Origin of the sequence: Streptomyces decoyicus (assembly GCF_019880305.1) — a bacterium.
Lineage (GTDB): Bacteria > Actinomycetota > Actinomycetes > Streptomycetales > Streptomycetaceae > Streptomyces > Streptomyces decoyicus.
In genome coordinates this window covers 1,657,411-1,680,800 of record NZ_CP082301.1, presented here as the reverse complement: position 1 = coordinate 1,680,800, position 23,390 = coordinate 1,657,411, and the positions used below count along the sequence as shown (strand labels likewise).

At 72.8% G+C, this 23,390-nt stretch carries 23 protein-coding genes; 11 read left to right on the top strand and 12 right to left on the bottom strand.

Features of this window, described 5'->3' with window-relative positions; all coding sequences use genetic code 11:
- Positions 1-116: 116 nt before the first annotated feature.
- From K7C20_RS07420 to K7C20_RS07410, 3 genes are all read left to right on the top strand, one after another.
- Positions 117-1,778, top strand: a complete 1,662-nt coding sequence (locus K7C20_RS07420; RefSeq protein ID WP_030086826.1) for a class I adenylate-forming enzyme family protein — start codon at positions 117-119, stop codon at positions 1,776-1,778.
- A gap of 26 nt (positions 1,779-1,804) precedes the next feature.
- Positions 1,805-2,410 (top strand): TetR/AcrR family transcriptional regulator, encoded by a 606-nt coding sequence (locus K7C20_RS07415; protein ID WP_053208346.1) that lies wholly within the window; start codon positions 1,805-1,807, stop codon positions 2,408-2,410.
- A gap of 377 nt (positions 2,411-2,787) precedes the next feature.
- Positions 2,788-3,408: a class I SAM-dependent methyltransferase gene (locus tag K7C20_RS07410; protein ID WP_053208345.1), complete on the top strand. Its 621-nt coding sequence runs from the start codon at positions 2,788-2,790 to the stop codon at positions 3,406-3,408.
- On the opposite strand, the gene K7C20_RS07405 is transcribed toward K7C20_RS07410, so the two are convergent.
- The 8 genes from K7C20_RS07405 to K7C20_RS07370 form a co-directional block, all read right to left on the bottom strand.
- Positions 3,396-4,037, bottom strand: coding sequence for a MerR family transcriptional regulator (locus K7C20_RS07405; RefSeq protein WP_030086819.1), 642 nt, complete (start codon positions 4,035-4,037; stop codon positions 3,396-3,398). The two genes, K7C20_RS07410 and K7C20_RS07405, sit on opposite strands and share 13 nt — an antisense overlap.
- A 128-nt stretch (positions 4,038-4,165) precedes the next feature.
- Positions 4,166-5,380: an acyl-CoA dehydrogenase family protein gene (locus K7C20_RS07400; RefSeq protein ID WP_053208344.1), complete on the bottom strand. Its 1,215-nt coding sequence runs from the start codon at positions 5,378-5,380 to the stop codon at positions 4,166-4,168.
- Between the two features lie 7 nt (positions 5,381-5,387).
- Positions 5,388-6,446 (bottom strand): phosphotransferase family protein, encoded by a 1,059-nt coding sequence (locus K7C20_RS07395; RefSeq protein ID WP_048830089.1) that lies wholly within the window; start codon positions 6,444-6,446, stop codon positions 5,388-5,390.
- 245 nt (positions 6,447-6,691) lie between these two features.
- Positions 6,692-7,783: an MBL fold metallo-hydrolase gene (locus K7C20_RS07390; protein ID WP_078952764.1), complete on the bottom strand. Its 1,092-nt coding sequence runs from the start codon at positions 7,781-7,783 to the stop codon at positions 6,692-6,694.
- Positions 7,784-7,914: 131 nt separating this feature from the next.
- Positions 7,915-8,277 carry a DUF202 domain-containing protein gene (locus K7C20_RS07385; protein WP_053208343.1) on the bottom strand — a complete coding sequence of 121 codons (363 nt, stop codon included), beginning with the start codon at positions 8,275-8,277 and terminating at the stop codon, positions 7,915-7,917.
- 3 nt (positions 8,278-8,280) lie between these two features.
- A complete protein-coding gene (locus K7C20_RS07380; RefSeq protein WP_030086808.1) occupies positions 8,281-8,691 on the bottom strand; it encodes a YidH family protein in 411 nt (136 codons plus the stop codon).
- Between the two features lie 43 nt (positions 8,692-8,734).
- On the bottom strand, positions 8,735-9,268 hold the full coding sequence (locus K7C20_RS07375) for an NUDIX hydrolase (RefSeq protein ID WP_030086807.1): 534 nt from the start codon (positions 9,266-9,268) through the stop codon (positions 8,735-8,737).
- Positions 9,269-9,356: 88 nt separating this feature from the next.
- On the bottom strand, positions 9,357-10,250 hold the full coding sequence (locus K7C20_RS07370) for a DMT family transporter (protein ID WP_030086805.1): 894 nt from the start codon (positions 10,248-10,250) through the stop codon (positions 9,357-9,359).
- Positions 10,251-10,461: 211 nt separating this feature from the next.
- Between K7C20_RS07370 and K7C20_RS07365 the strand changes: the two genes are divergently transcribed.
- The 6 genes from K7C20_RS07365 (at position 10,462) to K7C20_RS07340 (ending at position 16,620) form a co-directional block, all read left to right on the top strand.
- Positions 10,462-12,117 (top strand): FAD-binding dehydrogenase, encoded by a 1,656-nt coding sequence (locus K7C20_RS07365; RefSeq protein WP_053208342.1) that lies wholly within the window; start codon positions 10,462-10,464, stop codon positions 12,115-12,117.
- A 267-nt stretch (positions 12,118-12,384) separates the two neighbouring features.
- Positions 12,385-13,302: a hypothetical protein gene (locus K7C20_RS07360; protein WP_245170919.1), complete on the top strand. Its 918-nt coding sequence runs from the start codon at positions 12,385-12,387 to the stop codon at positions 13,300-13,302.
- 79 nt (positions 13,303-13,381) lie between these two features.
- A complete protein-coding gene (locus K7C20_RS07355; RefSeq protein WP_030086799.1) occupies positions 13,382-14,131 on the top strand; it encodes a molybdopterin-dependent oxidoreductase in 750 nt (249 codons plus the stop codon).
- Entirely contained in the window at positions 14,115-14,858 is a 744-nt protein-coding gene (locus K7C20_RS07350) for a cytochrome b/b6 domain-containing protein (RefSeq protein ID WP_078952762.1), read from the top strand. The genes K7C20_RS07355 and K7C20_RS07350 overlap by 17 nt, the downstream gene beginning before the upstream one ends.
- A 92-nt stretch (positions 14,859-14,950) precedes the next feature.
- Complete coding sequence (locus tag K7C20_RS07345) at positions 14,951-15,250, top strand: hypothetical protein (protein ID WP_052414365.1); 300 nt, start codon at positions 14,951-14,953, stop codon at positions 15,248-15,250.
- The gene (locus K7C20_RS07340) at positions 15,247-16,620 is read left to right on the top strand and encodes an MFS transporter (protein ID WP_053208341.1); all 1,374 of its coding nucleotides are present in this window, start codon (positions 15,247-15,249) and stop codon (positions 16,618-16,620) included. The genes K7C20_RS07345 and K7C20_RS07340 overlap by 4 nt, the downstream gene beginning before the upstream one ends.
- A gap of 94 nt (positions 16,621-16,714) precedes the next feature.
- Here K7C20_RS07340 and K7C20_RS07335 read toward each other — a convergent pair whose 3' ends face one another.
- From K7C20_RS07335 to K7C20_RS07325, 3 genes are all read right to left on the bottom strand, one after another.
- On the bottom strand, positions 16,715-17,944 hold the full coding sequence (locus K7C20_RS07335; protein WP_245170918.1) for a sensor histidine kinase: 1,230 nt from the start codon (positions 17,942-17,944) through the stop codon (positions 16,715-16,717).
- A complete protein-coding gene (locus tag K7C20_RS07330; RefSeq protein ID WP_107083308.1) occupies positions 17,941-18,744 on the bottom strand; it encodes a response regulator transcription factor in 804 nt (267 codons plus the stop codon). Before K7C20_RS07330 ends, K7C20_RS07335 begins: the two co-directional genes overlap by 4 nt.
- Positions 18,745-18,919: 175 nt before the next feature.
- Positions 18,920-19,321, bottom strand: coding sequence for a hypothetical protein (locus K7C20_RS07325; protein WP_078952760.1), 402 nt, complete (start codon positions 19,319-19,321; stop codon positions 18,920-18,922).
- A gap of 184 nt (positions 19,322-19,505) precedes the next feature.
- Between K7C20_RS07325 and K7C20_RS07320 the strand changes: the two genes are divergently transcribed.
- A complete protein-coding gene (locus tag K7C20_RS07320) occupies positions 19,506-20,930 on the top strand; it encodes a cytochrome P450 (RefSeq protein WP_409351342.1) in 1,425 nt (474 codons plus the stop codon).
- Between the two features lie 328 nt (positions 20,931-21,258).
- Positions 21,259-22,884: an ABC-F family ATP-binding cassette domain-containing protein gene (locus K7C20_RS07315; RefSeq protein WP_030086777.1), complete on the top strand. Its 1,626-nt coding sequence runs from the start codon at positions 21,259-21,261 to the stop codon at positions 22,882-22,884.
- A gap of 43 nt (positions 22,885-22,927) precedes the next feature.
- Here K7C20_RS07315 and K7C20_RS07310 read toward each other — a convergent pair whose 3' ends face one another.
- Positions 22,928-23,377, bottom strand: a complete 450-nt coding sequence (locus K7C20_RS07310; RefSeq protein ID WP_048830087.1) for an NUDIX hydrolase — start codon at positions 23,375-23,377, stop codon at positions 22,928-22,930.
- Positions 23,378-23,390 lie beyond the last annotated feature (13 nt).

The window sequence follows — 23,390 nt, the reverse complement described above, 5'->3', positions numbered from 1 at the left end:
CCACGCCCGAGCAGGGCCGGTGGCGGGCCGGCCGGACCCGGCCCGCCACCCCGCGTCACCCAGGTGTTTCCCCCGCAGGGATGATCAGGCGATCAGGAAGAAAGGGCCGCACCCCGATGACCTCCTACCAGGACATGCCGTGGCTGGCACAGCTCACCGACGCCCAGCGCGCCCCTGTCCAGCCGCCCCCCTCGATGCTGCACGCCTTCCGGGCCGTGGTGGGCCGCGTCCCGGACCGTACGGCGCTCGCCTACTTCGACGGCCGGCTGTCCTACGCCGAGACCGACGCACTCTCCGACGGCATCGCCGCCCACCTCGCCGAGCGCGGCTTCCGGCGCGGCGACCGGGCCGCGGTCATGCTCCAGAACACCCCGCACTTCGTGCTCGCCCTGCTCGGTGTGTGGAAGGCCGGCGGTGTGGTGGTGCCGGTCAACCCCATGTACAAGTCCGCCGAGATGCGGCACATCCTGGACGACGCCGAGGTCACCGCCGTCATCTGCGCCGACCGCACCTGGGACGGCTTTCTGCGCGCCACCGCCGCCGAGGCGCCGTCCGTACGGATGGCGCTCACCGCCTGGGAGCGGGATCTGCAGACCCGCGACGACCGGCGGGTGCTGCGCGGTGAGCGGCTCGGCCCGCAGGAGGGCGCCGACGATCTGCTGACCGTCGCCCGCACCGCAGGACAGATCCGCGCGGTGCCGGCCGACCCGGAGCTCACCGCCGACGACCTCGCGCTGATCAGCTACACCTCTGGCACCAGCGGCACCCCCAAGGGCGCCACCAACACCCACGGCAACATCACCTACAACGCCGAACGCCAGCGCACCGGCCTGGGTCTCGCCGAAGGCGCCACCTACTTCGCGCTCGCGCCGCTCTTCCACATCACCGGCATGGTCTGCGAACTGGCGGCCTGCGTCGCCAACTCCGGCACCCTCGCCCTCGCCTACCGCTTCGACGCGGGCGTCGTCCTGGACGCCTTCCTGGAGCACCGCCCCGCTTACACGGTCGGCCCCTCCACCGCCTATATGGCGCTGATGGCCCACCCCGGCGTCACCCGCGATCACTTCGCGTCCTTCCGGACCATGTCCTCGGGCGGCGCGCCGCTGCCGCCCGCCCTGGTCGAGAAGTTCCGTACGGACTTCGGCCCGTACGTCCACAACGGCTACGGCCTGACCGAGTGCACCGCCCCCTGCGCCAGCGTCCCACCGGGCAAGGAAGCGCCGGTCGACAAGGTCTCCGGCACACTCGCCGTGGGCGTCCCCGGCCCCGACACCGTCGTCCGGATCATCGACGAGACGGGCCAGGACCTGCCGTTCGGCGAACAGGGCGAGATAGCGGTCCGCGGCCCCCAGGTCGTCCCCGGCTACTGGCGCCGCCCCGACGCCACCGCCGAGGCCATCCCGGACGGCGAGCTGCACACCGGCGACATCGGCTTCATGGACGCCGACGGCTGGCTGTATGTCGTCGACCGCAAGAAGGACATGATCAACGCCTCCGGCTTCAAGGTCTGGCCACGCGAGGTCGAGGACGTCCTCTACAGCCACCCCGCCGTGCGCGAGGCGGCGGTCGTCGGGGTGCCCGACGCCTACCGCGGCGAGTCGGTCAAGGCCTATGTCAGCCTGCGCCCCGGCACCGCTCCGGACCCCGCCGAGCTGGCCGCCTACTGCAAGGAACGGCTCGCGGCGTACAAATATCCCCGTGCGGTGGAGATCCTGGCCGAGCTTCCGAAGACCACGAGTGGCAAGATCCTCCGACGGGAGCTGCGCCACCGCGCATGACTAAGCACGAAGGACAGGTGAGGGCGATGGCCGGCACGAAGGACGGCAACGGCAACGGCGGTGCGAAGCCGGTGGCCCAGCGGCTGCTGGCCACCGCCACCAAGCTCTTCGCGGAGCAGGGCTACGACCGCACCTCCGTCCAGGAGATCGTCGATGCGGCGGGCGTCACCAAGGGCGCCCTCTACCACTACTTCGGCTCCAAGGAGGATCTGCTCCACGAGGTCTACGGCCGGGTCCTGCGCCTCCAGCAGGAGCGGCTCGACCACTTCGCCGGCGCCGACGCGCCGGTGCAGGAGCGGCTGCGCGACGCCGCCGCCGATGTCGTCGTCACCACCATCCAGAACCTCGACGACACCAAGATCTTCTTCCGCTCGATGCACCACCTCAGTCCGGAGAAGGACAAGCAGGTACGCGCCGAGCGGCGGCGCTACCACGAAAGGTTCCGCGCCCTGGTCCAGGAGGGCCAGCGCACCGGTGTGTTCGCCGCCGACATCCCCGCCGACCTGGTCGTGGACTACCACTTCGGCTCCGTGCACCACCTGGGGACGTGGTACCGCGAGGACGGGCCGCTCAGCCCGCAGCAGGTGGCGGACCATCTCGCGGATCTGCTGCTGCGCGCCCTGCGGCCGTAGGCCCCCAGCGGACGCCGGACGCCGGACGCCGGATGGGATGCCGGATGCCGGCCGCGGCGGAGGACCCTCCGCCGCGGCGTCCGGCATCGGTGTTTTCTTGGCCACACATCCCGCGCGGGACGCGGCCGCGTCTGCTCACCGTGCGTATCGGAAAGGCCACGTCGCGGTGAGACCGGACGTCTCGCACGGCGCCTCGGACGGCTCTCGTCACATCTCTCGGAATTTGTTGGATTGCGCGCAAGAGCAGTGGGCATGCGCCTCGGGGTGATGACACTCAAGGGGCGGCTGTGGCTCGGGGGTGTCCTCATCCGCCATCCGTAACTTACGGTATCGATAGTTCTGCTATCACAACCGATGTGGGTGGCCTAGTGGCTGAAGTGACGCTGTTTCTCCGGGAGTACGCACGGACGCGCGGAGAGGTGGGCGCGATCGTTCCGAGCAGTCCCCGGCTCGGCAGGGCCCTGACCCGCTATCTGGTCCCCAGCCCCGGCCGCTCCCGCGCCGTCCTGGAGGTGGGGCCGGGCACCGGAGCGGTGACCCGCCACATCGCCGACGCGCTCGGCCAGGAGGACACCCTCGACCTGGTCGAGGCCAACCCGCGCTTCGTCGACATCCTGCACGGCGCCTACGGCGGCGACCCGCGGCTCCAGTTCCTCACCGGCATGGTGCAGGAGCACGAACTCGGCACCTACGACACGATCGTCTGCGGCCTGCCGTTCGCGAACTTCGACGCCCCCACGACGACGGACATCTTCGACCGGCTGCTCGGTGCCGTGCGCCCCGGCGGCACCCTCTCCTTCTTCGGCTACGTCGGAGGCGCGACGGTACGCCGCACCTTCACCGGGGGCGCAGCCCGCGTCCACGCCGTCAACGGGCAGCTCGCGCTGCGCCGCATATTGGACCGGCACACCTTCCGTACGGAACTGGTGCTGGGCAACCTGCCGCCGGCCCGGGTGCATCACCTCGTACCGGCCGGCGACCCCGTTCACCCCGGGTGAGGCTGCGCCTCCGGCCGCCGGGAGACGTCCTCCTGGGCGATACGCCGTAGCCCGGCCATCGCCGCGTCGCCGAGCACGGTCCCGAGCACCGCGCCCTCGATTTTGGCGTCGATGCTCGGGACCCCGTCGAATGCGGTCAGCTCGGCGGCGGCAAGGGCCCCCGCCGCGTCCGCGTACCGGTCGAGCAGACCGAGCAACTCGCTCCGGCCGAGCTCGTGATAGGCCACCACGACCTGCACCAGCGTCTGCCACCCCGGATTCTCCGGCCGCACCGTCCAGCCGTGCCGCCGCACCAGCTCCCCGACCTCCCGCTCGGCGCGCTCCCAGGTCTCGTCGGTGCCCCGCTCGGCTGCCACCCGGCTGACCGCCGACTGCGCCGTGCCGAGCATGCCGTGCACGGTGCTGCCCGGAGAATCGATGCCCGCCAGCACCTCACCGGCAGCCGCGATGGACAGTCCGCCCACTTCGGTCAGCGCACGGATCAGCTTCAGCCGCCGGATGTGCGACTCCGCATATTGGACCTGGTTCGGACCGGTGCGCTCACCCGCGGGCAACATGCCTTCGCGCGTGTAGTACTTGATCGTCGGAACCGGCACACCGGTCCGCCGCGCCAGTTCTCCGATACGCATCCCCCGAGGATAGCGGCGCGCCCCACCCCGGCAGCAGGCCGCTCCGGCCGCTGGACGGCCGCCCGGCATCGCGGCGGGCGGCCGTCCGCGGACCGTCGTTCCCGGCCCGGCCGCAGTACCGAAAAGCCCTACAGGTAGCGCTTCAACTCCCGGCGCGCCAGGGACCGTTGGTGCACCTCGTCCGGGCCGTCCGCCAGCTGGAGCGTGCGGGCCCCGGCCCACAGCTCCGCCAGGGGGAAGTCCTGGCTGACGCCGCCCGCGCCGTGCAGCTGGACCGCCTTGTCGAGGATGCCCACGACCGTGCGCGGGGTGGCGATCTTGATGGACTGGATCTCGGTGTGGGCGCCCTTGTTGCCGACGGTGTCCATCAGCCAGGCGGTCTTGAGCACCAGCAGCCGCAGCTGTTCCACCGCCACCCGGGCGTCCGCGATCCACTCCTGCACCACGCCCTGCTGGGCCAGCGGCTTGCCGAAGGCCGTACGGGTCACCGCGCGGCGGCACATCAGCTCGATGGCGCGCTCGGCCATGCCGATCAGCCGCATGCAGTGGTGGATCCGGCCGGGGCCGAGCCGGGCCTGCGCGATACCGAAGCCGCCGCCCTCCTCGCCGATCAGGTTGGCCGCCGGCACCCGGACGTCATGGAAGAGCACCTCGGCGTGGCCGCCGTGCCAGTGGTCCTCGTAGCCGTAGACCTGCATGGCGCGCTTGACCTCCAGACCGGGGGTGTCGCGCGGTACCAGGATCATCGACTGCTGGCGGCGGAGGTCCGCGCCGTCCGGGTCGGTCTTGCCCATCACGATGAAGATCTGGCACCGGGGGTTCATCGCCCCGGAGATGTACCACTTCCGGCCGTTGATGACGTAGTCGTCGCCATCGCGTGCGATATGCGTCTCGATGTTGGTGGCGTCCGACGAGGCCACCTCCGGCTCGGTCATCGCGAATGCCGACCGGATCTCACCGGCCAGCAGCGGCTCCAGCCACTGCTTCTTCTGCGCCTCGTTGCCGAACTGCGTCAGCACCTCCATGTTGCCGGTGTCCGGCGCCGCGCAGTTCAGCGCGGTGGGAGCCAACTGGGGGCTGCGGCCGGTGATTTCGGCCAGCGGCGCGTACTGGAGGTTCGTCAGCCCGGCGCCGTGCTCCGCGTCGGGGAGGAAGAGGTTCCACAGGCCCTGCCGGCGGGCCTCGGCCTTGAGCTCCTCGACGACGGCCGGGGTGTCCCACGGCGAGGCGAGCGAGGACCGCTGCTCATGGGCGGTCTGCTCGGCCGGATGGACATGCTCGTCCATGAACGTCAGGAGCTTCTCGCGGAGCTCCTCCGTGCGGGCGTCGAATGCGAAGTCCATGGGTCTCTCAGCCTTCCTTGAGGGTGGTGAGTCCGTGGTCGATGAAGACGGGGACGAGCTCGCCGATCCGGTCGAACCCGGCGCCGACGGTCTGGCCGAGCGTGAAGCGGTAGTGGATGCCTTCGAGGATCACGGCGAGCTTGAACCAGGCGAACGCCGTGTACCAGGCGATGGCGGAGGTGTCCCGGCCGGAGCGGGCGGCATAGCGCTCGATCAGTTCGGCCGGCGAGGGGTGGCCGGGGGCGCCGCTGGTGGTGCTGACCGGCGACTCGGGCAGGCCGAGGTCCGAGCTGTACATCACCAGCAGGCCGAGGTCGGTCAGCGGATCGCCGAGCGTGGACATCTCCCAGTCCAGTACGGCCCTGATCGTGTCGTCGGCGCCGACCAGGACGTTGTCGAGGCGGTAGTCGCCGTGGACGACGGCCGGTGCGGGCGAAGCGGGCAGCGCCCGGCCCAGCGACTCGTGCAGCTCGTCGATCCCCGCCAGATCGCGGTTCTTGGAGGCGCTCAACTGCTTTCCCCAGCGGCGCAGTTGGCGCTCCAAGAAGCCCTCGGGCCGGCCGAAGTCGCCGAGTCCGACCGCTTCCGGTTCCACCGCGTGCAGGTCCACGAGCGTATCGACCAGGGAGAGCACCACGGCGCGGGTGCGCTCGGGCCCGAGCGGGGCCAGCTGGCCGGCCGTGCGGTACGGCACGCCCTCGACCAGCTCCATCACATAGAAGGGCGCGCCGATGACCGACTCGTCCTCGCACAGCAGCAGCGTCTCGGGCACCGGCACCGGTGTGGTGTGCAGGGCACTGATGACGCGGTGCTCGCGCCGCATGTCGTGCGCGGTGGCGAGCACATGGCCGAGCGGCGGCCGGCGGACGACCCAGGACGCGGCGCCGTCACTGACGCGGTAGGTGAGGTTGGACCGCCCGCCCTCGATCAGCTGGGCCCGCAGCGGGCCGCCGGTCAGCCCCGGCCGCTCCCGGTCCAGATGCTCGCGCAATCGCTCCAGGTCGAGGCCGGGAGGTTCCGCGTCCTCCCGGCCGGGGGCCTGCGGGGGAGGGGTGCCCTTGCTCATCGTGCTCCTCCGTACGGAGTGGACGGTCCATCGGTCGCAGCACGATCATGCCGACTAGTCGGTATGGAGTCCAGTGCCGGGACGTGGGGCGTCGGTCACGCGGGGATTTTCCGCCACGTCGGCGGCCCCTGCTTCCCCGGCGGCCCCTGCTCCCCGGTCACCACTGCTTCCCCGAGCACCCCTGCTTCCCCGATCACCCCGGCTTCCCCGGCCGCGCCGGGCGGCTCAGGCACGAGCGGCCGGGCTCAGGCGTGACAAGCCATCGGCACTCCGCCGTTCATCACCGTCATGTCGCCGAATCCGGCCACGAGGTCGAGCGGGGCACCGGGGGCGACGCCCGCCAGCTCCGCGTACGCCCGATGCAGATTCGCCACCAGCCGCTCGCTCTCGGCCAGCCCGGCGAACGGCCCCAGGTCCGCCTCCCGGGCCACCTCCAGCGGCGTACGGCCGGCCGCCCGACCCTCCTGCGCCAGCCGGCCGACGAACCGCAGATAGCGCTCGATGCCGTCGTACACCTCGGGGCCGGTCACCGGGCCGTGCCCGGGGACGACGGTGACCGCGTCCAGGGTGCGCAGCAGCTCCAGCGCACGCAGCGAGCCGGCCAGCGAACCCATGAAGACGAACGGTGTGCCGCCGTGGAAGACCAGATCGCCGGCGAAGACGATGCGCTGCCGGGGCAGCCAGACGAGGGTGTCGCCGGTGGTGTGCGCCACGCCCGGATGGATCAGCCGCACCTCGATGTCGCCGACGTGCAGGGCCAGCTCGTCGGTGTAGGTGATCTCCGGCGCCGTCAGACGGATGTCGCCGTAGTCCACCTGCGGCCACACCGCATGCAGCTGCTGCCCGGCGGCCAGCAGCTCACGGCGGCAGGAGGCATGCCCGATCACCGTCGCCTCGGGTGCGAAGACGCCGTTGCCGTAGGTGTGGTCGCCGTGGTGGTGGGTGTTCACCACCATCCGGGGCGCCGGCGCGCCGCTCTCGGCGATCCGGCGGCGCAGCAGACGTGCCCGGCGCTCGGTGGCGGCGGTGTCCACGACCAGGGTGGCGTCCCCGTCGGTGACGAAGCCCGCGTTGTTCAGGCACCAGCCGCCGTCCGGCTGGATGAAGGCATGGACGCCGGCGGCGAGTTCGGTGAGGTAGGGCTCGGGGACGACGGGGCCCTCGGTGGCGGGGGAGGCGTCCACGCGGGAGGCGTCCGCGGGGGAGGTGCCCACAGGCGTCGCGGCGCCCGGTGGTGGCGCGGCGTCCGGTCCGGTGGCGCCGGGCCCGGAGGACCGTGCCGCCGTCTGCGCCGCCGAGGCCTGCGCCGGCGTGTTCCGTGCTGCCGAGTCGCACATGTGGGTCGTGTCCCCTCGTCCGATGGTCCCTCATGCCGCCGCGGCCGGGGCGGGGATGGGGCCCGCTCCCGGAACGCGAGGGTCACGCCACGGTATCTCCGCCGCCGGCCACGGTGGCGCCGCGCCCCGGCTCACTGCCCCGGCCGTACCAGGAGCACCGCGCCGCACAGCGCCAGGGCGAGGGTGCAGCCGACCAGCAGCAGTGCGGTCCGCGGCGGCAGACCCGGCGGACGGCCGGTGGCCAACGCCTGCATCCGGCGGTGCGAGAGCGCCACGAACGCGAGCCACAACAGCCCTATCAGCACCGCCAGAACCACCTCCACCGGTCCCGGGGCCGCGCTCTGAAGCAGCTGACGCCCGGCCAGCACCGCCATCGCCGTGGCGGACAGGGTCGTACGCCGCCACGCCATCCGGGTCCGCTCCGGCTGCAGTCCGGGGTCCCGGTCGGGAGCCGGCCGCGGCGGCCCCGCGTCCGGCCGCGCTCCGTCCGCCATCGGCTAGTTCGTCCAGCCCAGCAGGACCAGCACGACCACCGCCACCGCCAGCACGCCGACGCCCAGCGCCAGCGCCGTGGGGAAGCGGGTGACCGGCAGGTCGCCGCCGCGCCGCATCGCGCGCTCGCAGCGCACCCAGTGATTGACCGCCCGCAGCGCACACAGCGCGCCGCCCACCAGCAGGACGACGGTGAAGGTCACCCGCAGCCCCTGGTGCAGCCGGGGCAGGAACTGGTCCACCGCGAACCCGCCGCCGATCAGTGCCAGCCCGGTGCGCAGCCAGGCGAGAAAGGTGCGCTCATTGGCGAGCGAGAAGCGGTAGTCGGGGGTCGCGCCCTCCTCGCGGATCCGCGCGGGCGAGAACCACAGCCGTACGGCCGCGCCGGCCGACCGCAGCGCCTCAGTGAGGATCATGGCCGAAACCCTATCGGCCGGCCCGACCCGTGACCGGGACCCATCAGAGCTCCCCCGCCTCCCGGCGGGCGAGCAGCTCCCCGTACGCGGCGAGTCCGTCCGGTGTCCACGGCCACTCGTCGATCCGCCGGGCCAGCTCCTCCTCGGTCAGGAAGGCGGACCAGTCGATCTCCGACTCCTGCGGGGCGACCGGCAGGGTGCAGCGCACCTGGTAGACCGCGGACCACCAGGTGTGCTCGGCGGTCTCGTAGAGGAACTTGAACAGCGGTTCCGGTGGTGCCAGCCCCTGCACGCCCAGCTCCTCCTCCGCCTCGCGCAGCGCCGCCTGGTCGTAGGTCTCGCCGGTGCCCACCACCCCTCCGACGAACATGTCGTAGTGCGAGGGGAAGACGAGCTTCTGCGGGGTGCGGCGGTGCACGAAGATCCGGTCCCGGTCGTCCCGGGCGAGGACGAAGGCGCAGCGGGTGCGCATCCTGCGCGCATAGGCCTCGCCGCGCGGAGCCTGTCCCACGACCTGATCGTTCTCATCGACGACATCGAGGATTTCGTCCGCACTGAGCGGTTGCTGATCCGTCATGGGCCCATGCAACCACCCGGGCCCGGGCCGGCACCCACCGGGAAGAGGGCACCCATCGGGAAGGGGACGGCCGCGCCGGGCGGCCGGCTCAGTGCGGCTGGAGCTCCCGTACGTTCTGCGTCCGGCCGGACCCCGGCGGCATCGCCGGATGGCTGCCGATCAGCACGATGCCCGCGACGACGGCGATGATCCCGATCACCTCCCACGCCAGCGCCCCGGCCGTCACCTGGAGCTGGTCGCCGAGGAAACCCACCCCGCAGGCGATACCGGCCAGCGGCTGGGCGGCGGTCAGCGCGGGCAGCGAAAGCCGCAGCGGGGCCGACTCGAAGGCGCTCTGGACGAACACCAGCGCCAGCACACCGAGCACGACAATGGCGTACGGCTGCCAGCTGGTGAGCAGGGCCGACCAGCCGCCCTCGCCGAAATGCTCCCCGCTGATCCGGGTCAGCGCGTCCTGGAGTCCGTAGATCAGCCCCGCCGCGATGCCCAGCAGTGCGGCCTCCAGGCTCACATGCACCCGCTCGCGCTTGGCGACCGCCGCCAGCAGCAAAGCGGTGCCCAGCACCATGCCCATGATCAGCCACTGCCACAGATGATCGGGGCTGCGCTCCCCGCCCTGTGGACGCCCGGCCACGATGAAGGCCGTCACCCCGCCCGCCAGCAGCCACAGTCCGGCCCAGCCGCTGCGGCCGAGCCGCTGCCGGGTCAGCCGCCGCGACAGAGCCATCGCGAACAGCAGATTGGTCGCCAGCAGTGGCTCCACGAGAGTGATGTCGCCCATGCCCAGCGCCACCGCGCCGAGCGCCATCCCCACCACCATCAGACCGATACCGGCCAGCCACAGCGGCATCCGCACCAGGTCCAGCAGCAGCCGCACGGACAGGAAGTCCTTCATCGGGGCGCGCTGCGCCGCGGCCTGCTGGAACACAAAACCGAGTCCGAGACAGCACGCCGCTCCCAGGGCGAGCAGTATCACCGTCACGTCACACCTCGTATCGCGCGGGGTGGGGGATTGCGCCTGAGGATAGTCATCCGGCGGCGGGCGTGGGGTGGCCCTCGTCACCCACCATTCTCCCGCGCGTCCCGGTGTACCGCGCGGTAACCACGTGGTTGACGCGGCAGTCGGGTGCGCTGAGGATCGTTCCACCACGGCGGCCGGGGCGCCCGGTGTGCCCCGTTGAGGAGAAGCTGACATGGCGTACGACGCTGATGTGATCGTGATCGGAGCGGGGCTCGCGGGCCTGGCGGCCACCGCGGAGCTGGTGGCCGCCGGACGGAAGGTGATCCTCCTCGATCAGGAGCCGGAACAGTCCCTCGGCGGACAGGCCCACTGGTCCTTCGGCGGTCTCTTCCTGGTGAACTCCCCCGAGCAGCGCCGGCTGCGGATCCGCGACAGCCACGAGCTGGCCTGGCAGGATTGGCTGGGCACGGCCGGCTTTGACCGGCCGGAGGACCACTGGCCGCGCAAATGGGCGGAGGCCTACGTCGACTTCGCGGCCGGCGAGAAGCGCTCCTGGCTGCACCGGCAGGGCGTCCGGCTCTTCCCCGTCGTCGGCTGGGCCGAACGCGGCGGCTATGACGCGACCGGGCACGGCAACTCCGTCCCCCGCTTCCACATCACCTGGGGCACCGGGCCCGGTCTGGTCGCCCCGTTCGAGCGCCGGGTGCGGGCCGGGGCCGCCCGGGGGCTGGTCGAGCTGCGCTTCCGCCACCGGGTGACCGGGCTCTCGCGCACCGCGGGCAGCGTGGACACCGTCAGCGGCGAGATCCTGGAGCCCTCGGATGCCGAGCGCGGCAGGCCCAGCAGCCGTGAGGTGGCCGGTGCCTTCGAGCTCAAGGCCCAGGCGGTGATCGTCACCTCGGGCGGGATCGGCGGCAATCACGCCCTGGTGCGCGCCAACTGGCCCGAGCGGCTCGGCAAGCCCCCGCGGCGGATGCTGTCCGGGGTGCCCGCGCATGTGGACGGCAAGATGCTGGGCATCGCCGAGGCGGCCGGCGGCCGGATCATCAACCGGGACCGGATGTGGCACTACACGGAGGGCATCGACAACTGGAACCCCCTCTGGCCGCTGCACGGCATCCGGATCCTGTCCGGCCCGTCCCCGCTGTGGCTGGACGCCCGCGGCAAGCGGCTGCCGGTCCCGCTGTTCCCCGGCTTCGACACCCTCGGCACGCTGGAACACATCATGCGGACCGGCCATGACCACACCTGGTTCGTGCTCACCCAGAAGATCATCGAGAAGGAGTTCACGCTCTCCGGCTCGGAGCAGAACCCCGATCTGACCGGCAAGAGCATCCGCGGGGTGCTGGGCCGGGCCAGGGCCGGCGCGCCGGGCCCGGTGCAGGCGTTCATGGACCACGGCGCGGACTTCATCGTCGAGCGTTCGCTGACCGATCTGGTGCGGCGGATGAACGAGGTGACCCAGGAGAAGCTGATATCGGAGGAGGCGCTGCGCGGCGAGATCGTGGCGCGGGACCGGGAGATCGCGCACTCCTTCACCAAGGACCTCCAGGTGACCGCGATGCGCGGGGCCCGAAAATACCTCGGCGACCGTCTGATCCGCACCGCCGTCCCGCACCGGCTGCTCGACCCCAAGGCCGGCCCGCTGATCGCCGTACGGCTGAACATCCTCACCCGCAAGACGCTCGGCGGTCTGGAGACCGACCTCTCCTCGCGGGTGCTGACCGAGGGCGGGGAGCCGCTGCCCGGCGTGTACGCGGCGGGCGAGGCGGCCGGGTTCGGCGGTGGCGGGGTGCACGGCTATCGCTCGCTGGAGGGCACCTTCCTCGGCGGCTGTCTGTTCTCCGGGCGGATGGCGGGGCGGGCGGCGGCGCGGTCGGTGTCCTGACGGGGGCCGGGGCGGGCGGATCCGGCCATTCCTTTTCTCGTCTTGACGCGGAGCTCTGCGTACCGCTTTGCTGTCCGTGATGACTGGTGCGGACCAAGCCATCACCCTCTGTAGAGGCGTGCGCGGATCCGACCCCCTCCCACCGAGGACGACTCGGTGCGGTGAGACGGCCGGTGCGGCGCGCCATGGAGCCCCTGACCCGTGATTTCGATTTCTCCTTCGCCACCGCCGCCGTCCCTCGGACGTACCCGCTGCCCGGGTGCCCCGGTGCTCGCGCCGGCCCTGGACGACACCCAACTGGCCATCGCCGCCGAGGCGTTGGCGCTGGGCCAATGGGCCCGGGTGCGCACCCTGCTCGCCGGGACCGGCGAGGACTGGGATCTGCGCGGCCACCGATTAACCGTCCTGGCCACCGGTCCCGGCAGCGCCGCCTGGGCCGGCGACTGGCAGCTCGCCGAACCGGACAGCGGCGACGCAGCCACCCTCCTCGCCCTCGCCACCGTCCATCTCGCCCTGCGCGGCGAGAGCAGCGCCGAGGCCGCCGCCAAGGCCTGTGCCACCGCCGCCCGGATGCTGCCCGACGACCCCACCCCCTGGCTCGGCGCGCTGATCCTCGCCCGCCGCACCGGCACCCCGGACGAACGGGCACACGCCTTCCACCAGGTACGTGCCCGCCACCGCGACCACCACCACGCACACCACCTCATGACGGCCTCCCTGGCCGAACAGTGGCCCGGTGCCACCGACGACCCGCGGCACCCGGCCCACGCCTTCGCGGCCCGGTCCGCGGCAGGCGCCCCCGCCGACTCCCCGCTCGCGCTCCTCCCCGTCGTGGCGCACGCCGAGCGCTACCGCGTACTGGCCGCCGCGGGACTGGCGCCCCCCGACCCCGCGGACTGGGGCCCCTGGTCCACCCGGCGCGCCCGGCAGGTCCTCCAGAGCGCCGTCGACTGGTGGCTGGAATGGGAGGGCGAGGAGCATCCGCGCCGGAAGATCGATCTCAACTTCCTGGCCCATGCCACGTTCCACCAAGGGAGGATGGCCGAGGCCGCCGCGCTCTTCGGGCGCATCGGCCCGTACCCCACCCGCGCACCGTGGTCGTACCCGGGCCGCGACGCCGAAGGCGCCTTCCGGGCCGCACGGGCCACGGCACTCCGCCGGGCCGGGGACGCCGCCGCCCCGTGACCCCCGGCGCTGATGACGAAAGTCTGACGCGGGGGCCCGGACGCTGGCCCCGCTGCCCGCCGGGTGCTCGAATCGAAGGGTGACCAAGGACGTGAATCCGGCCCGCACGGCGGGCGGCGAGGACGGGCGGGGCACCCCCGTGGGCCGACGTGTGGTGCTCGGCATGCTCGCCGCCGGTGCCGCCGGCGTTGCCGCGGCCCCCTTCCTCCAGAGCGCCTACGACAACACCCTCGGTGCCGCCGCGCAGCAGGACCCCACCGGCCTGTCCGGTCTGCTCCCGGGCGGCGGCGGCTTCCGCTACTACTCGGTGACCGGCTCCGTACCGGAAAAGACCGAACGCACCTACCGCCTCACGATCGACGGCCTGGTCCGTCACCGCACCAGCTACCGCCTCGCCGACCTCCGGCATCTGCCGCAGACCCGGCTCGTCCGCGATGTCCAGTGCGTCACCGGCTGGCGGGTGCCCGGCACCCCCTTCGAGGGCGTACGCCTCGCCGCCCTCCTCGACGCCGCGGGTGTCCGCCCCGAGGCCAAGGCCGTCCGCTTCACCTGTTTCGACGGCGCCTACAGCGAGTCCCTCACCCTCGAACAGGCCCGCCGCGACGACGTCCTGGTCGCCCTGCGGATGCAGGACAAACCGCTCACCCATGCACACGGCGGTCCGGTGCGCCTCTATGCCGCGCCCATGTACTTCTACAAGTCGGCGAAGTGGCTCTCCGGGATCACCGTCACCGACCATGTGCAGCCCGGATACTGGGAGAACCGCGGATATGACATCGACGCCTGGGTCGGCCGGTCGAACGGACGCGATGATGCCCCGACCACCTGAGAGCCCCTCCGAGCCCGCCACCGCGCGTCCCCGCATCCGGCGCTTCACCGCCGTCGAACACCAGGTGCACCGCGCCACCGCCACCTTGATGGCCGTCTGCGTCCTCACCGCGGGCTGCCTCTATCTGCCCTTCCTCGCCGAACTCGTCGGCCGCCGCGCCCTGGTGGTCACCGTCCACGAGTGGTCCGGCATCCTGCTGCCCCTCCCCCTGCTGCTGGGCCTCGGCTCCCGCGCCCTGCGCGCCGACCTCACCCGCCTCAACCGCTACGGCCCGCACGACCGCCACTGGCTGCGCGCCGCCCTGCGCCGCCGAGGGGGCCGCCGGGCCGGAAAGTTCAACGCCGGACAGAAGCTCTACGCGGCCTGGATCGCCGGCGCCGTCCTCGTGATGCTCGGCACCGGCCTGCTGATGTGGTCCACCCTCCCCCAGGCCCTCGGCCTCACCCGGGCAGGGGGGACCCTCGTGCCCCTGGTCTGGCGCACCGGCGCCACCTTCGTCCACGACTGGCTCGCGCTCGCCGTGGTCATCGTGATCGCCGGCCATGTCTGGAAGGCGTTCGGCGATCCCGAGTCCCGGCGCGGCCTGCGCACCGGCACCGTCGACGCCCAATGGGCCCGGCGTGAGCATCCGTTGTGGGTGGACGGGGCGGACGCCGTGGACGGGGTGCATGACGTGGACGACGGCGACGAGGACGGACGTGGGGGCGAGGGCAAGGAGGATGCCTGAAGGCGGTCCGGTTACGGCCGTTGCCGCGCCCGGACTCCGTTCCACGGGGCACTCGGCCGCAGATCCGCCGCCACGCCGCATACTCTCGGGGAATGGACCGCTACGAGGGCACCGCACACCTGGAGTGGTGGGCCAACCGCTCCACTTGTCTGGCACGCCTCCCCGTCAGGCTCGTCCCCGCGGCCGGCCACGGCACCTGGAACGCCACTGTCCCGCCGCCTCTTGACCGCGACGCGGGGGAAGGCCTCCCACTGCTCATCGACGCCGGACCGCACTTCACCCTCCGCTTCGACGAGGACGCGGCCACGGAGGTGGAGGTGGAGGTGGCGCACTCCGGAGGCGTCAACCAACTCCTTCTGCGTACGGGCGCCGCCCCGGACACCGGCGCATGACCGGGCGGAGCCCCGGACTGCTGCGCCGCCATCGTGACTTCCGGCTGTTGTGGTGCGGCGAGACGGCGGGGAAGTTCGGGGCGGCGGTCACCAACGTGGCGATGCCCCTGGTGGCGGTGTCCACCCTCCATGCGCCCACCTTCGCGGTCGGGCTGCTCAGTGCCTGTACCTGGCTGCCCTGGCTGCTCATCGGCCTCCCGGTGGGCGTCTGGGTGGACCGGCTGCGCCGCCGCCCCCTGATGCTGGGTGCCGCCGGACTGTCGCTGGTGCTGTTCGCCGCCGTACCGGTCCTCGCCCGGTACGGCGGGCTCAGCCTCGGCCTGCTGATCACCGTGGCCCTGCTGACCGGTGCGGCAGCGGTGGTCTTCCAGACCGCCTACAGCGCCTACCTCCCCGCCCTGCTCGCACCGGCCGACCAGCCCGAGGGCAACGCCAAGCTGCACGGCAGCGCCTCCGCGGCGCAGATCGCGGGACAGGGGGCGGGCGGCCTCATCGCCCAACTGGCGGGCGCGGTCAACGGGTTGTTCGCCCACGCGGCCACCTTCCTCATCGCCCTGCTGTGCCTGCTCGGCATCCGGCACCGCGAACCGCGCCCGGCTCCCCGGGCCGCACCGCGGGCACTGACCGCGGAGGTCGCCGAGGGACTGCGCCTGGTGGCCGGCGACAGGTGGTTCCGTACCCTGACGCTCTTCGGCGCCGCCTCCAACCTCGCGCTCATGGGGTACCAGTCGATGGCGACGGTCTTCCTGGTCCGTGAGGTCGGCCTGTCGCCCGGCACGGTCGGCGGGGTGCTGGCGCTGGCCAGTACGGGCGGGATCGCGGGCGCTTTCCTGGCACGACGGGCCGCCGACCGGTTCGGCACGGCCCGTGCCATGCTGCTGTGCGAACTGGGCCTGCCCGGAGCCGCGTTGCTCATCCCGCTCGCGGCCCACGGCGCCGGGGCACTGCTCTATGTCGCGGGCAGCTTCGGTGTCTCCGCCGGGGTGGTGGCCGGAAACATCCTCAAGGCGAGCTTCCAGCAGCGCTACTGCCCGCCGGCCCTGCTCGGCCGGCTGATCGCCAGCAGCTCCTTCGTCAACTACGGCACGCTGCCCCTGGGCGCGCTGCTCGGCGGTGCCCTCGGCTCCGCCCTCGGCCTCCGCCCGGCAATGTGGATCATGACCGCCGGTGTGCCGCTGGCCGCCCTGATTCTCCTCTTCTCGCCGGTGGGGACCGTCCGCGACCTGCCGACGCGCCCTACGGGGGAGGAGCAGCGGGAGCCCGGCGAGGGCGGCCCGGATCCCGAGCGCCGTGGCGGCCCGGACCCCGAGCAGGGCGACGGGCCGGGCCCCGGTACGGAGGGGCGCGACGGCGCGTCGGCACGGCGCTGAGGCACCCCGGGCGCCCGTACGCTCAGGCCGGCGGCTCCGCTTGCGGGCCCGTTACGTTCAGCCCGGCGGCGGCTCCGCCTGCGGGACCTTGTGCTCAGGCCGTTGGCGGCTCCGCCTGCGAGCCGGTCCGCCGCTCCGGCCGTGGCTCCGTCTGCCGCTCCGCCGGCGGGCCCGTCCGCTGCTCGGTCTGCGGCTCCACCTGCTGTTCCGCCGACGGCAGTTCGACCTCGAAGCGGCAGCCGGAGGCGGTATTGCGCACCGTCGCGCGGCCCTCATGGGCCTCCACGATGCCGCGGACGATCGCCAGGCCCAGCCCGGCGCCGCCCTTGCCGTCCGCGCGCGGGGTGCGTGCCGCACCGCCGCGCCAGCCGGTGTCGAAGACCCGCGCCAGATCCTCCGGCGGGATGCCGCCGCAGCCGTCCTCGACCGCGAGCACCACCCGGCCCGCCTCGTGCCGGGCGCTGACCGCGACCGTGCCGTCGGACGGTGTCGCACGGATCGCGTTGACCAGCAGATTGCCCAGTACGCGGGTGATCTGCTGGGCGTCCACCCGCACCGGCAGCGGTACCACCCCGCCGTCCACCAGCCGCACCCCGCTCACCCGCGCCAGCGGCCTGGCTCCCGCGAGCGCGTCGTCCACCAGGTCGTACACCGACACCCGCGACAGCGTCAGGGCCAGCGCCCCGGCCTGGATACGGGACAGTTCGAAGAGGTCGTCGACCATCGCGGCCAGCCGGTCCACCTCGATCCGCATCCGTGCGTGGTAGCGCGCGGTGTCCTCGGCGACGCCGTCCTCCAGCGCCTCGGCCATCGCCCGCAGCCCGGCGAGCGGGGTGCGCAGATCGTGCGAGATCCCGGCGATCAGTTCGCGCCGGGAGGCATCCAGCGCCCGCTCCCGCTCCCGTGCCGCGGCGAGCCGCCCGCTGGTCTCCTCCAACGCCCGGGACAGTGCGGCCAGTTCGGCGGTGGGCGGCTCGGCGGGCGCCACGAAGCCGCCCTCGCTGCCGACCGTACGGGCCGAGCGCGCCAGCTCCCGGCTGCCCGCCGCGATCCGCCGCCCGAAGAGCAGCGCGGCCGCCAGCGACACCACCCCGGATACGGCCACCACGGCCATCACCACGCCCAGGTCGTGCCCGGACAGGAACATCGCCTGGGCGACCGCCACCGTCCCCGCCGCCATCGCGGCCACCGCCAGCGCCGCCACCGCGAACAGCGACAGGGCGACCGAGCGCCGCCGCAGGGCCCGTACCGCGGGCGCGGCGAGCAGTCCCGCCAGCGCCGCGCCGAGCGCCGCCAGCGCCACGATGACCAGGAAGTCCGTCATGGCCGAAGCTCACCTCCCGGCAGCGGACCGGGCTCCGGCTGCTCCTCGTCGCCCAGGGGGTCGAAGCGGTAGCCCGCGCCCCAGACCGTCGTCACCAGCCGTGGCGCGGCCGGATCCTCCTCGATCTTCTCGCGCAGCCGCCGCACGTGCACGGTCACCGTGGACAGATCGCCGAACTCCCAGCCCCAGACCCGGTGCAGCAGTTCCTCCCGGGAGAAGACCTGCCCGGGGTGGCGCATCAAGAAGACCAGCAGGTCGAACTCGCGAGCCGTGAGGGAGAGTTCCCGGCCGCCCCGGTCGGCGCGCCGGCCGCCGGGGTCGGCGCTGAGCTCCCCGGCCCGCAGCACGGAGGAGGGCGCGGCGGCCGGCGGCGCGGCCTCCGCCCGGCGCAGCACCGAGCCGATCCGCAGCACCAGCTCCCGCGGGCTGAACGGCTTGGTCACATAGTCGTCCGCGCCCAGCTCCAGGCCGAGGATGCGGTCCGCCTCCTCGCCGCGGGCCGTCAGCATCACGACCGGGACCGCCGGGCCGTTGCCGGCGCGGCGCAGCCGGCGGCACACCTCCAGACCGTCGATGCCCGGCAGCATCAGATCGAGCACGATGAGATGCGGACGGAACTCCGCGGCCCGGTCGAGGGCGGCGAAACCGTCGGCGGCGTGCCGGGTGGTGTAGCCGGCGCGGGAGAGGTAGCCGGTGACGACCTCGGCGACGGTCGGATCGTCCTCGACGACCAGGACGCGGCGCGGCGGCCCGTTCAGCGGGGCGGGCGGGGGCGCGGAAGGCGGTGTGGGGTGGTGCACGGGGTCAGCGTGCCATTCCGGGGAGGGAGGTCATGGTCCCAGCCAACACCAGGACGCGCGGTGGCGGGCGGCCCGGTCCGCTGCCGTAAGACTCCGGTAACCGTGGGCGGTGCCTTCGGAGGCGACGACGGGCGACGGGGCCGGGCGCGGCACGGGCGGGCCGGGGCGCGGCGCCTCAGCTCTCCAGCCCCTCCCGTACCCGCCGCGACACCGTGATCGCGTACAGGTCGAGCACGCCCGGCGGATCGGCGAGGCCGGGGCCGCCGGCGCGGATCCAGGCGGCGATGTCCGCCAGCGCCTCGTCGTCGTTGACCAGCCCCAGCCAGACGGGGCGCCCGCCCGCCGCCCGGCCCGCGGGCGACGGCTGGACCACCACCACATTCGCCTGGTCACAGACGTCCAGACACTCCGAGGCCCGCACCGGGGCCGCGCCGTCGAGCGCCGCGCGCAGCTTCGGTATCTGCCCGGCGTGGTCGACGCCCGGGATCTTGGCTGCATCGCCGCAGCAGCAGCCGCGGCATACGGTGACCCGGCACGGGGTCGCGGTGGCTGCCCGTTCGGCAGGCTTGTCGATCATCCGGTTCATGCTACGGGGGCCGATGCCGGGCACGACGCCGGGAGGGCAGCCGCGCACTCCGCGGGCGGGCGAGCCGGGGCGCGGCGCCGGGCGGGTGATCCGGATCTGCGGAAGATGCGCGGGAGAGCAACTCGGTATACGGGGGTAGGAAGCGTCGCCCGCGGGATAGACATCCGGCATGCCCATGACCGAGTCCCACTCCCACTCCTCCCACCCCGGTCCCGCACCGAAGCGCGCGATACCCGGCCCGGCCGGTCTGCCCGTGCTCGGCTCGATGCTCGACCTCCGGCGTGACTCCCTCGGCACATTCCTGAACGCCGGGCGTGCGCACGGCGATGTGGTCCGTCTGGAGGCCGGCCCGCCCGGTCTGCGCAGCGTGTTCCACGCCGTCTTCGCGCCCGAGGGCGTGCAGCAGATCCTCGCCTCCCGGGCCACCAACTTCCGTAAGGACCACCCGCTCTACGAGGAGGTCCGGCAGGCCTTCGGCAACGGCCTGCTCACCAGCCAGGACACCGACTACCTCAGGCAGCGGCGGCTGGTGCAGCCGCTGTTCACCAAGCGCCGCGTCGACAGCTATGCGGCGGCCGTGACGAGCGAGGCCGACACCCTCGTCGACCGCTGGCGGACCGCGGACGCGCACACCGTCGACCTGGTCCCGGAAATGAACCGGCTGGCGCTGCGCACCGTCGCCCGGATCCTGTTCGGCCTCGACGCGGGGGCGGCGGAGGACGCCTTCCACCGGTGCGCCCCGGTCATCAACGCCTATGTCGTGCGGCGTGCCTATGTGCCCGTGAAGGTCCCGCGGGCATGGCCCACCCCCGGGAACCGGCGGGCCCGCGCCGCCACCGACGAGCTGAACGCGCTGTGCGACCGCATCATCGCGGACCGGCGGGCGGCAGGCGCAACGGCGGGAGAGGCGGCGGACGAGGGTGACGACCTGCTCTCCTTGCTGGCCGCGGCCGGCAATGACGAGGACGGCTCGCTCGACGCGACCGAGGTCCGCGAACAGGTCCTGATCTTCCTGCTGGCGGGGCACGAGACCACCGCGACCTCCCTCGCCTTCACCCTCCACCTCCTCGCCCGGCACCCCGAGGAGCAGACGAGGGTCCGCGAGGAGATCGACGAGGTGCTGGGGGACCGCACCCCCACGGCCGCGGATCTGGACCGTCTGCCGTATCTGACACAGGCCCTCAAGGAGTCGATGCGGCTGTATCCGGCGGCACCGGTCGTCAGCCGGCGGGCCGTGGAGGCCACGGAGATCGGCGGATTCCGCATCCCGGCCGGCGCCGATGTGGTCGTCGCGCCCTGGGTCACCCACCGCAACCCGGACCTGTGGGAGGACCCGGAACGCTTCGATCCGCAGCGCTTCGCACCCGAACGGGAGGCCGGGCGGCACCGCTATGCGTGGTTCCCGTTCGGCGGCGGGCCGCGGGCCTGCATCGGGCAGCACTTCTCGATGCTGGAGTCCGTACTGGCGCTGGCCATGGTGCTCCGTGCGTACGAACTCGACGCCGTGGACCAGGAGGTGCCGGTCGCCGCCGGCATCACCCTCCAGGCGACCGGCCCGGCCCGCGTGCGCCTGCGCCCGCACGAGGGGGCGCGGGAGTAGGACCCGGGGGCGCCGCACCCGCCGCACAGTGGAAAACGCAAACGCAACGAAAATAGCGTTTGCGTTTCGGCGGCGTCCCCCGTATCGTCGTTCCCGGTCCCATTGCCGCCGATCGGAGAAGGCCGTTGCTCGTCTGAGGTCCTGAGACACCGCGCCCGCGACGGTGATTCGCCCTGCGCTTCCGGTATCCGGAGCGGCGAATCATGCCTCGCGCGGCCCGTCCGCGACCTCGGCGTACGTACGGCGTACCCGACGCACCCCGGCGTTCCGGCGACGCGGTGTCTCCCAGCGCATTCCCCGCACTCCCACCCGCGCCCAGGAGACCCTTGTGTCAAAGTCACCCACCTCCGCATCCTCCGCGGCCATCGTCTGCACCGGCCTCGGCTTCACCTGGCCCGACGGCAGCCCCGTCCTGGAGGGCTTCCCGCTGACCGTCGGCCCCGGCCGCACGGGCCTCATCGGTCTCAACGGGGCCGGAAAGTCCACCCTGTTGAAGCTCATCGCGGGCGAACTGACCCCGACCGCGGGAAGCATCAAGGTCGCCGGCGAGGTCGGCTACCTCCCCCAGCACGCCCCGCTCGACACCGAGCTGCGGGTGGACGAGGCGCTCGGCATCGCCGCGGCGCGCGCCGCCCTGCACGCCATCGAGGGCGGCGACGCGCGCGAGGAGCACTTCACCGTCATCGGCGACGACTGGGACGTCGAGGAGCGCGCCCGCGCCACCCTCGACCAGCTCGGACTGCCCGGCCTCGATCTCGACCGCACCATCGGCGAGGTGTCCGGCGGCGAGTCCGTGCTGCTGCGGCTGGCGGCCCTGCTGCTGCGCCGGCCGGACGTCCTGCTGCTCGACGAGCCCACCAACAACCTCGACCGGGCGGCCCGGCAGCGGCTGTACACGGCGGTCTCCGGCTGGACCGGCGTCCTCGTCGTGGTCAGCCACGACCGTGAACTCCTCGAACTCGTCGACCGGATCGCCGACCTCCGCGACGGAGAGGTCCACTGGTACGGCGGCAACTTCAGCGCCTATGAGCACGCCCTGGCCGTCGAACAGGAAGCGGCCGAGCGGATGGTGCGGTCCGCCGAGGCCGACGTACAGCGCCAGAAGCGCGAACTGGCGGACGCACACACCAAGTTGGCCCGCCGGGTCCGCTACGGCAACAAGATGAACGCCACCAAGCGCGAGCCGAAGATCGTCATGAACGAGCGCAAGAGGGAGGCCCAGGTATCGGCGGGCAAGCACCGCATCATGCACACCGAACGCCTCAAGGAGGCCAGGGAACGCCTCGACGAGGCGGTCGAAGCGGTCCGGGACGACGACGAGATCCGCATCGACCTGCCGCACACCGCCGTGCCGCCGGGCCGGACCGTCCTCACCCTGCACGCCCTCCAGGCCCGCTACGGCGCCCGTGCCGACCTGGAGGTGCGCGGCCCCGAACGGATCGCGCTGACCGGCCGCAACGGCTCCGGCAAGACCACCCTGCTGCGGACCGTCGCCGGTGAGATCCCACCGCAGGACGGCACGGCGCAGACCCATGTCCCCTACCGCTTCCTCCCACAGCGGCTGGAGGTGCTCGACCCTGCGCTGACCGTGGTCGAGAACGTCGCCCGCTTCGCCCCGGACGCCACCAACAACCGCATCCGGGCCCGGCTCGCCCGCTTCCTGTTCAAGGGCGCACGGGCCGACCAGCAGGCCGGCACGCTCTCCGGCGGTGAACGCTTCCGCGCCTCGCTCGCCGCGCTGATGCTGGCCGAGCCGGCCCCGCAGCTGCTGATGCTCGACGAGCCGACGAACAACCTCGACATCGCGTCGGTCCGCCGGCTCGTCACGGCCCTGGAGTCCTACGAGGGCGCGCTCCTCGTCGTCAGCCACGACCTGGCATTCCTCCGGGACATCGGCATCACCCGGTGGATGGGGCTGGAGGACGGTGAACTGACCGACATCGCACCGCTGTAGACCGGTGGGGCGGGGACACCCCCCGCCCCACCACCAGCAGCGGTCAGCCCTGCGGACGGCCGGACTGCCGCCCCCGGGCACCCGTGCCGTACAGCTCCAGCGTCTCCCCGCACTGCGAGTGCAGCGGCACCGGCAGCTCATGGGGAGCGAACCACGCGAGCGCATCGAACTTGTGCGGTTCGCCGATCTTCACCTCGTCCGGCTCCACGCGTGCGGCGAAGACCACCGCGACCCAGTGCGAGTCGACCGGCTCGCCGCGCAGCACATTGCGCACCCCGATCTGTTCGATACCGAGCGGGCGCACGCCGTACTCCTCATGCACCTCCCGTGCCACGGCCGTCTCGAAGGACTCACCGAACTCCAGCGCCCCCGCACCGCAGTCCCAGGTCCCCGGCTCGTCCCTGGCCCCCGCGCTCCGCCGTGCCAACAGCACCCGCCCCGCGCCGTCATGGCACACGAAGACACAGGACACCTTGGGCCCCCTGGCTGTCATATCCCTCACCCCT

Bases quoted from the DNA above. Each gene is read 5' to 3' on its own strand.
- K7C20_RS07420 (WP_030086826.1), top strand. From the start codon at position 117: ATGACCTCCTACCAGGACATGCCGTGGCTGGCACAGCTCACCGACGCC.
- K7C20_RS07415 (WP_053208346.1), top strand. From the start codon at position 1,805: ATGGCCGGCACGAAGGACGGCAACGGCAACGGCGGTGCGAAGCCGGTG.
- K7C20_RS07405 (WP_030086819.1), bottom strand. From the start codon at position 4,037: ATGCGTATCGGAGAACTGGCGCGGCGGACCGGTGTGCCGGTTCCGACG.
- K7C20_RS07400 (WP_053208344.1), bottom strand. From the start codon at position 5,380: ATGGACTTCGCATTCGACGCCCGCACGGAGGAGCTCCGCGAGAAGCTC.
- K7C20_RS07395 (WP_048830089.1), bottom strand. From the start codon at position 6,446: ATGAGCAAGGGCACCCCTCCCCCGCAGGCCCCCGGCCGGGAGGACGCG.
- K7C20_RS07390 (WP_078952764.1), bottom strand. From the start codon at position 7,783: ATGTGCGACTCGGCAGCACGGAACACGCCGGCGCAGGCCTCGGCGGCG.
- K7C20_RS07385 (WP_053208343.1), bottom strand. From the start codon at position 8,277: ATGGCGGACGGAGCGCGGCCGGACGCGGGGCCGCCGCGGCCGGCTCCC.
- K7C20_RS07380 (WP_030086808.1), bottom strand. From the start codon at position 8,691: ATGATCCTCACTGAGGCGCTGCGGTCGGCCGGCGCGGCCGTACGGCTG.
- K7C20_RS07375 (WP_030086807.1), bottom strand. From the start codon at position 9,268: ATGACGGATCAGCAACCGCTCAGTGCGGACGAAATCCTCGATGTCGTC.
- K7C20_RS07365 (WP_053208342.1), top strand. From the start codon at position 10,462: ATGGCGTACGACGCTGATGTGATCGTGATCGGAGCGGGGCTCGCGGGC.
- K7C20_RS07350 (WP_078952762.1), top strand. From the start codon at position 14,115: ATGCCCCGACCACCTGAGAGCCCCTCCGAGCCCGCCACCGCGCGTCCC.
- K7C20_RS07345 (WP_052414365.1), top strand. From the start codon at position 14,951: ATGGACCGCTACGAGGGCACCGCACACCTGGAGTGGTGGGCCAACCGC.
- K7C20_RS07340 (WP_053208341.1), top strand. From the start codon at position 15,247: ATGACCGGGCGGAGCCCCGGACTGCTGCGCCGCCATCGTGACTTCCGG.
- K7C20_RS07335 (WP_245170918.1), bottom strand. From the start codon at position 17,944: ATGACGGACTTCCTGGTCATCGTGGCGCTGGCGGCGCTCGGCGCGGCG.
- K7C20_RS07325 (WP_078952760.1), bottom strand. From the start codon at position 19,321: ATGATCGACAAGCCTGCCGAACGGGCAGCCACCGCGACCCCGTGCCGG.
- K7C20_RS07320 (WP_409351342.1), top strand. From the start codon at position 19,506: ATGACCGAGTCCCACTCCCACTCCTCCCACCCCGGTCCCGCACCGAAG.
- K7C20_RS07310 (WP_048830087.1), bottom strand. From the start codon at position 23,377: ATGACAGCCAGGGGGCCCAAGGTGTCCTGTGTCTTCGTGTGCCATGAC.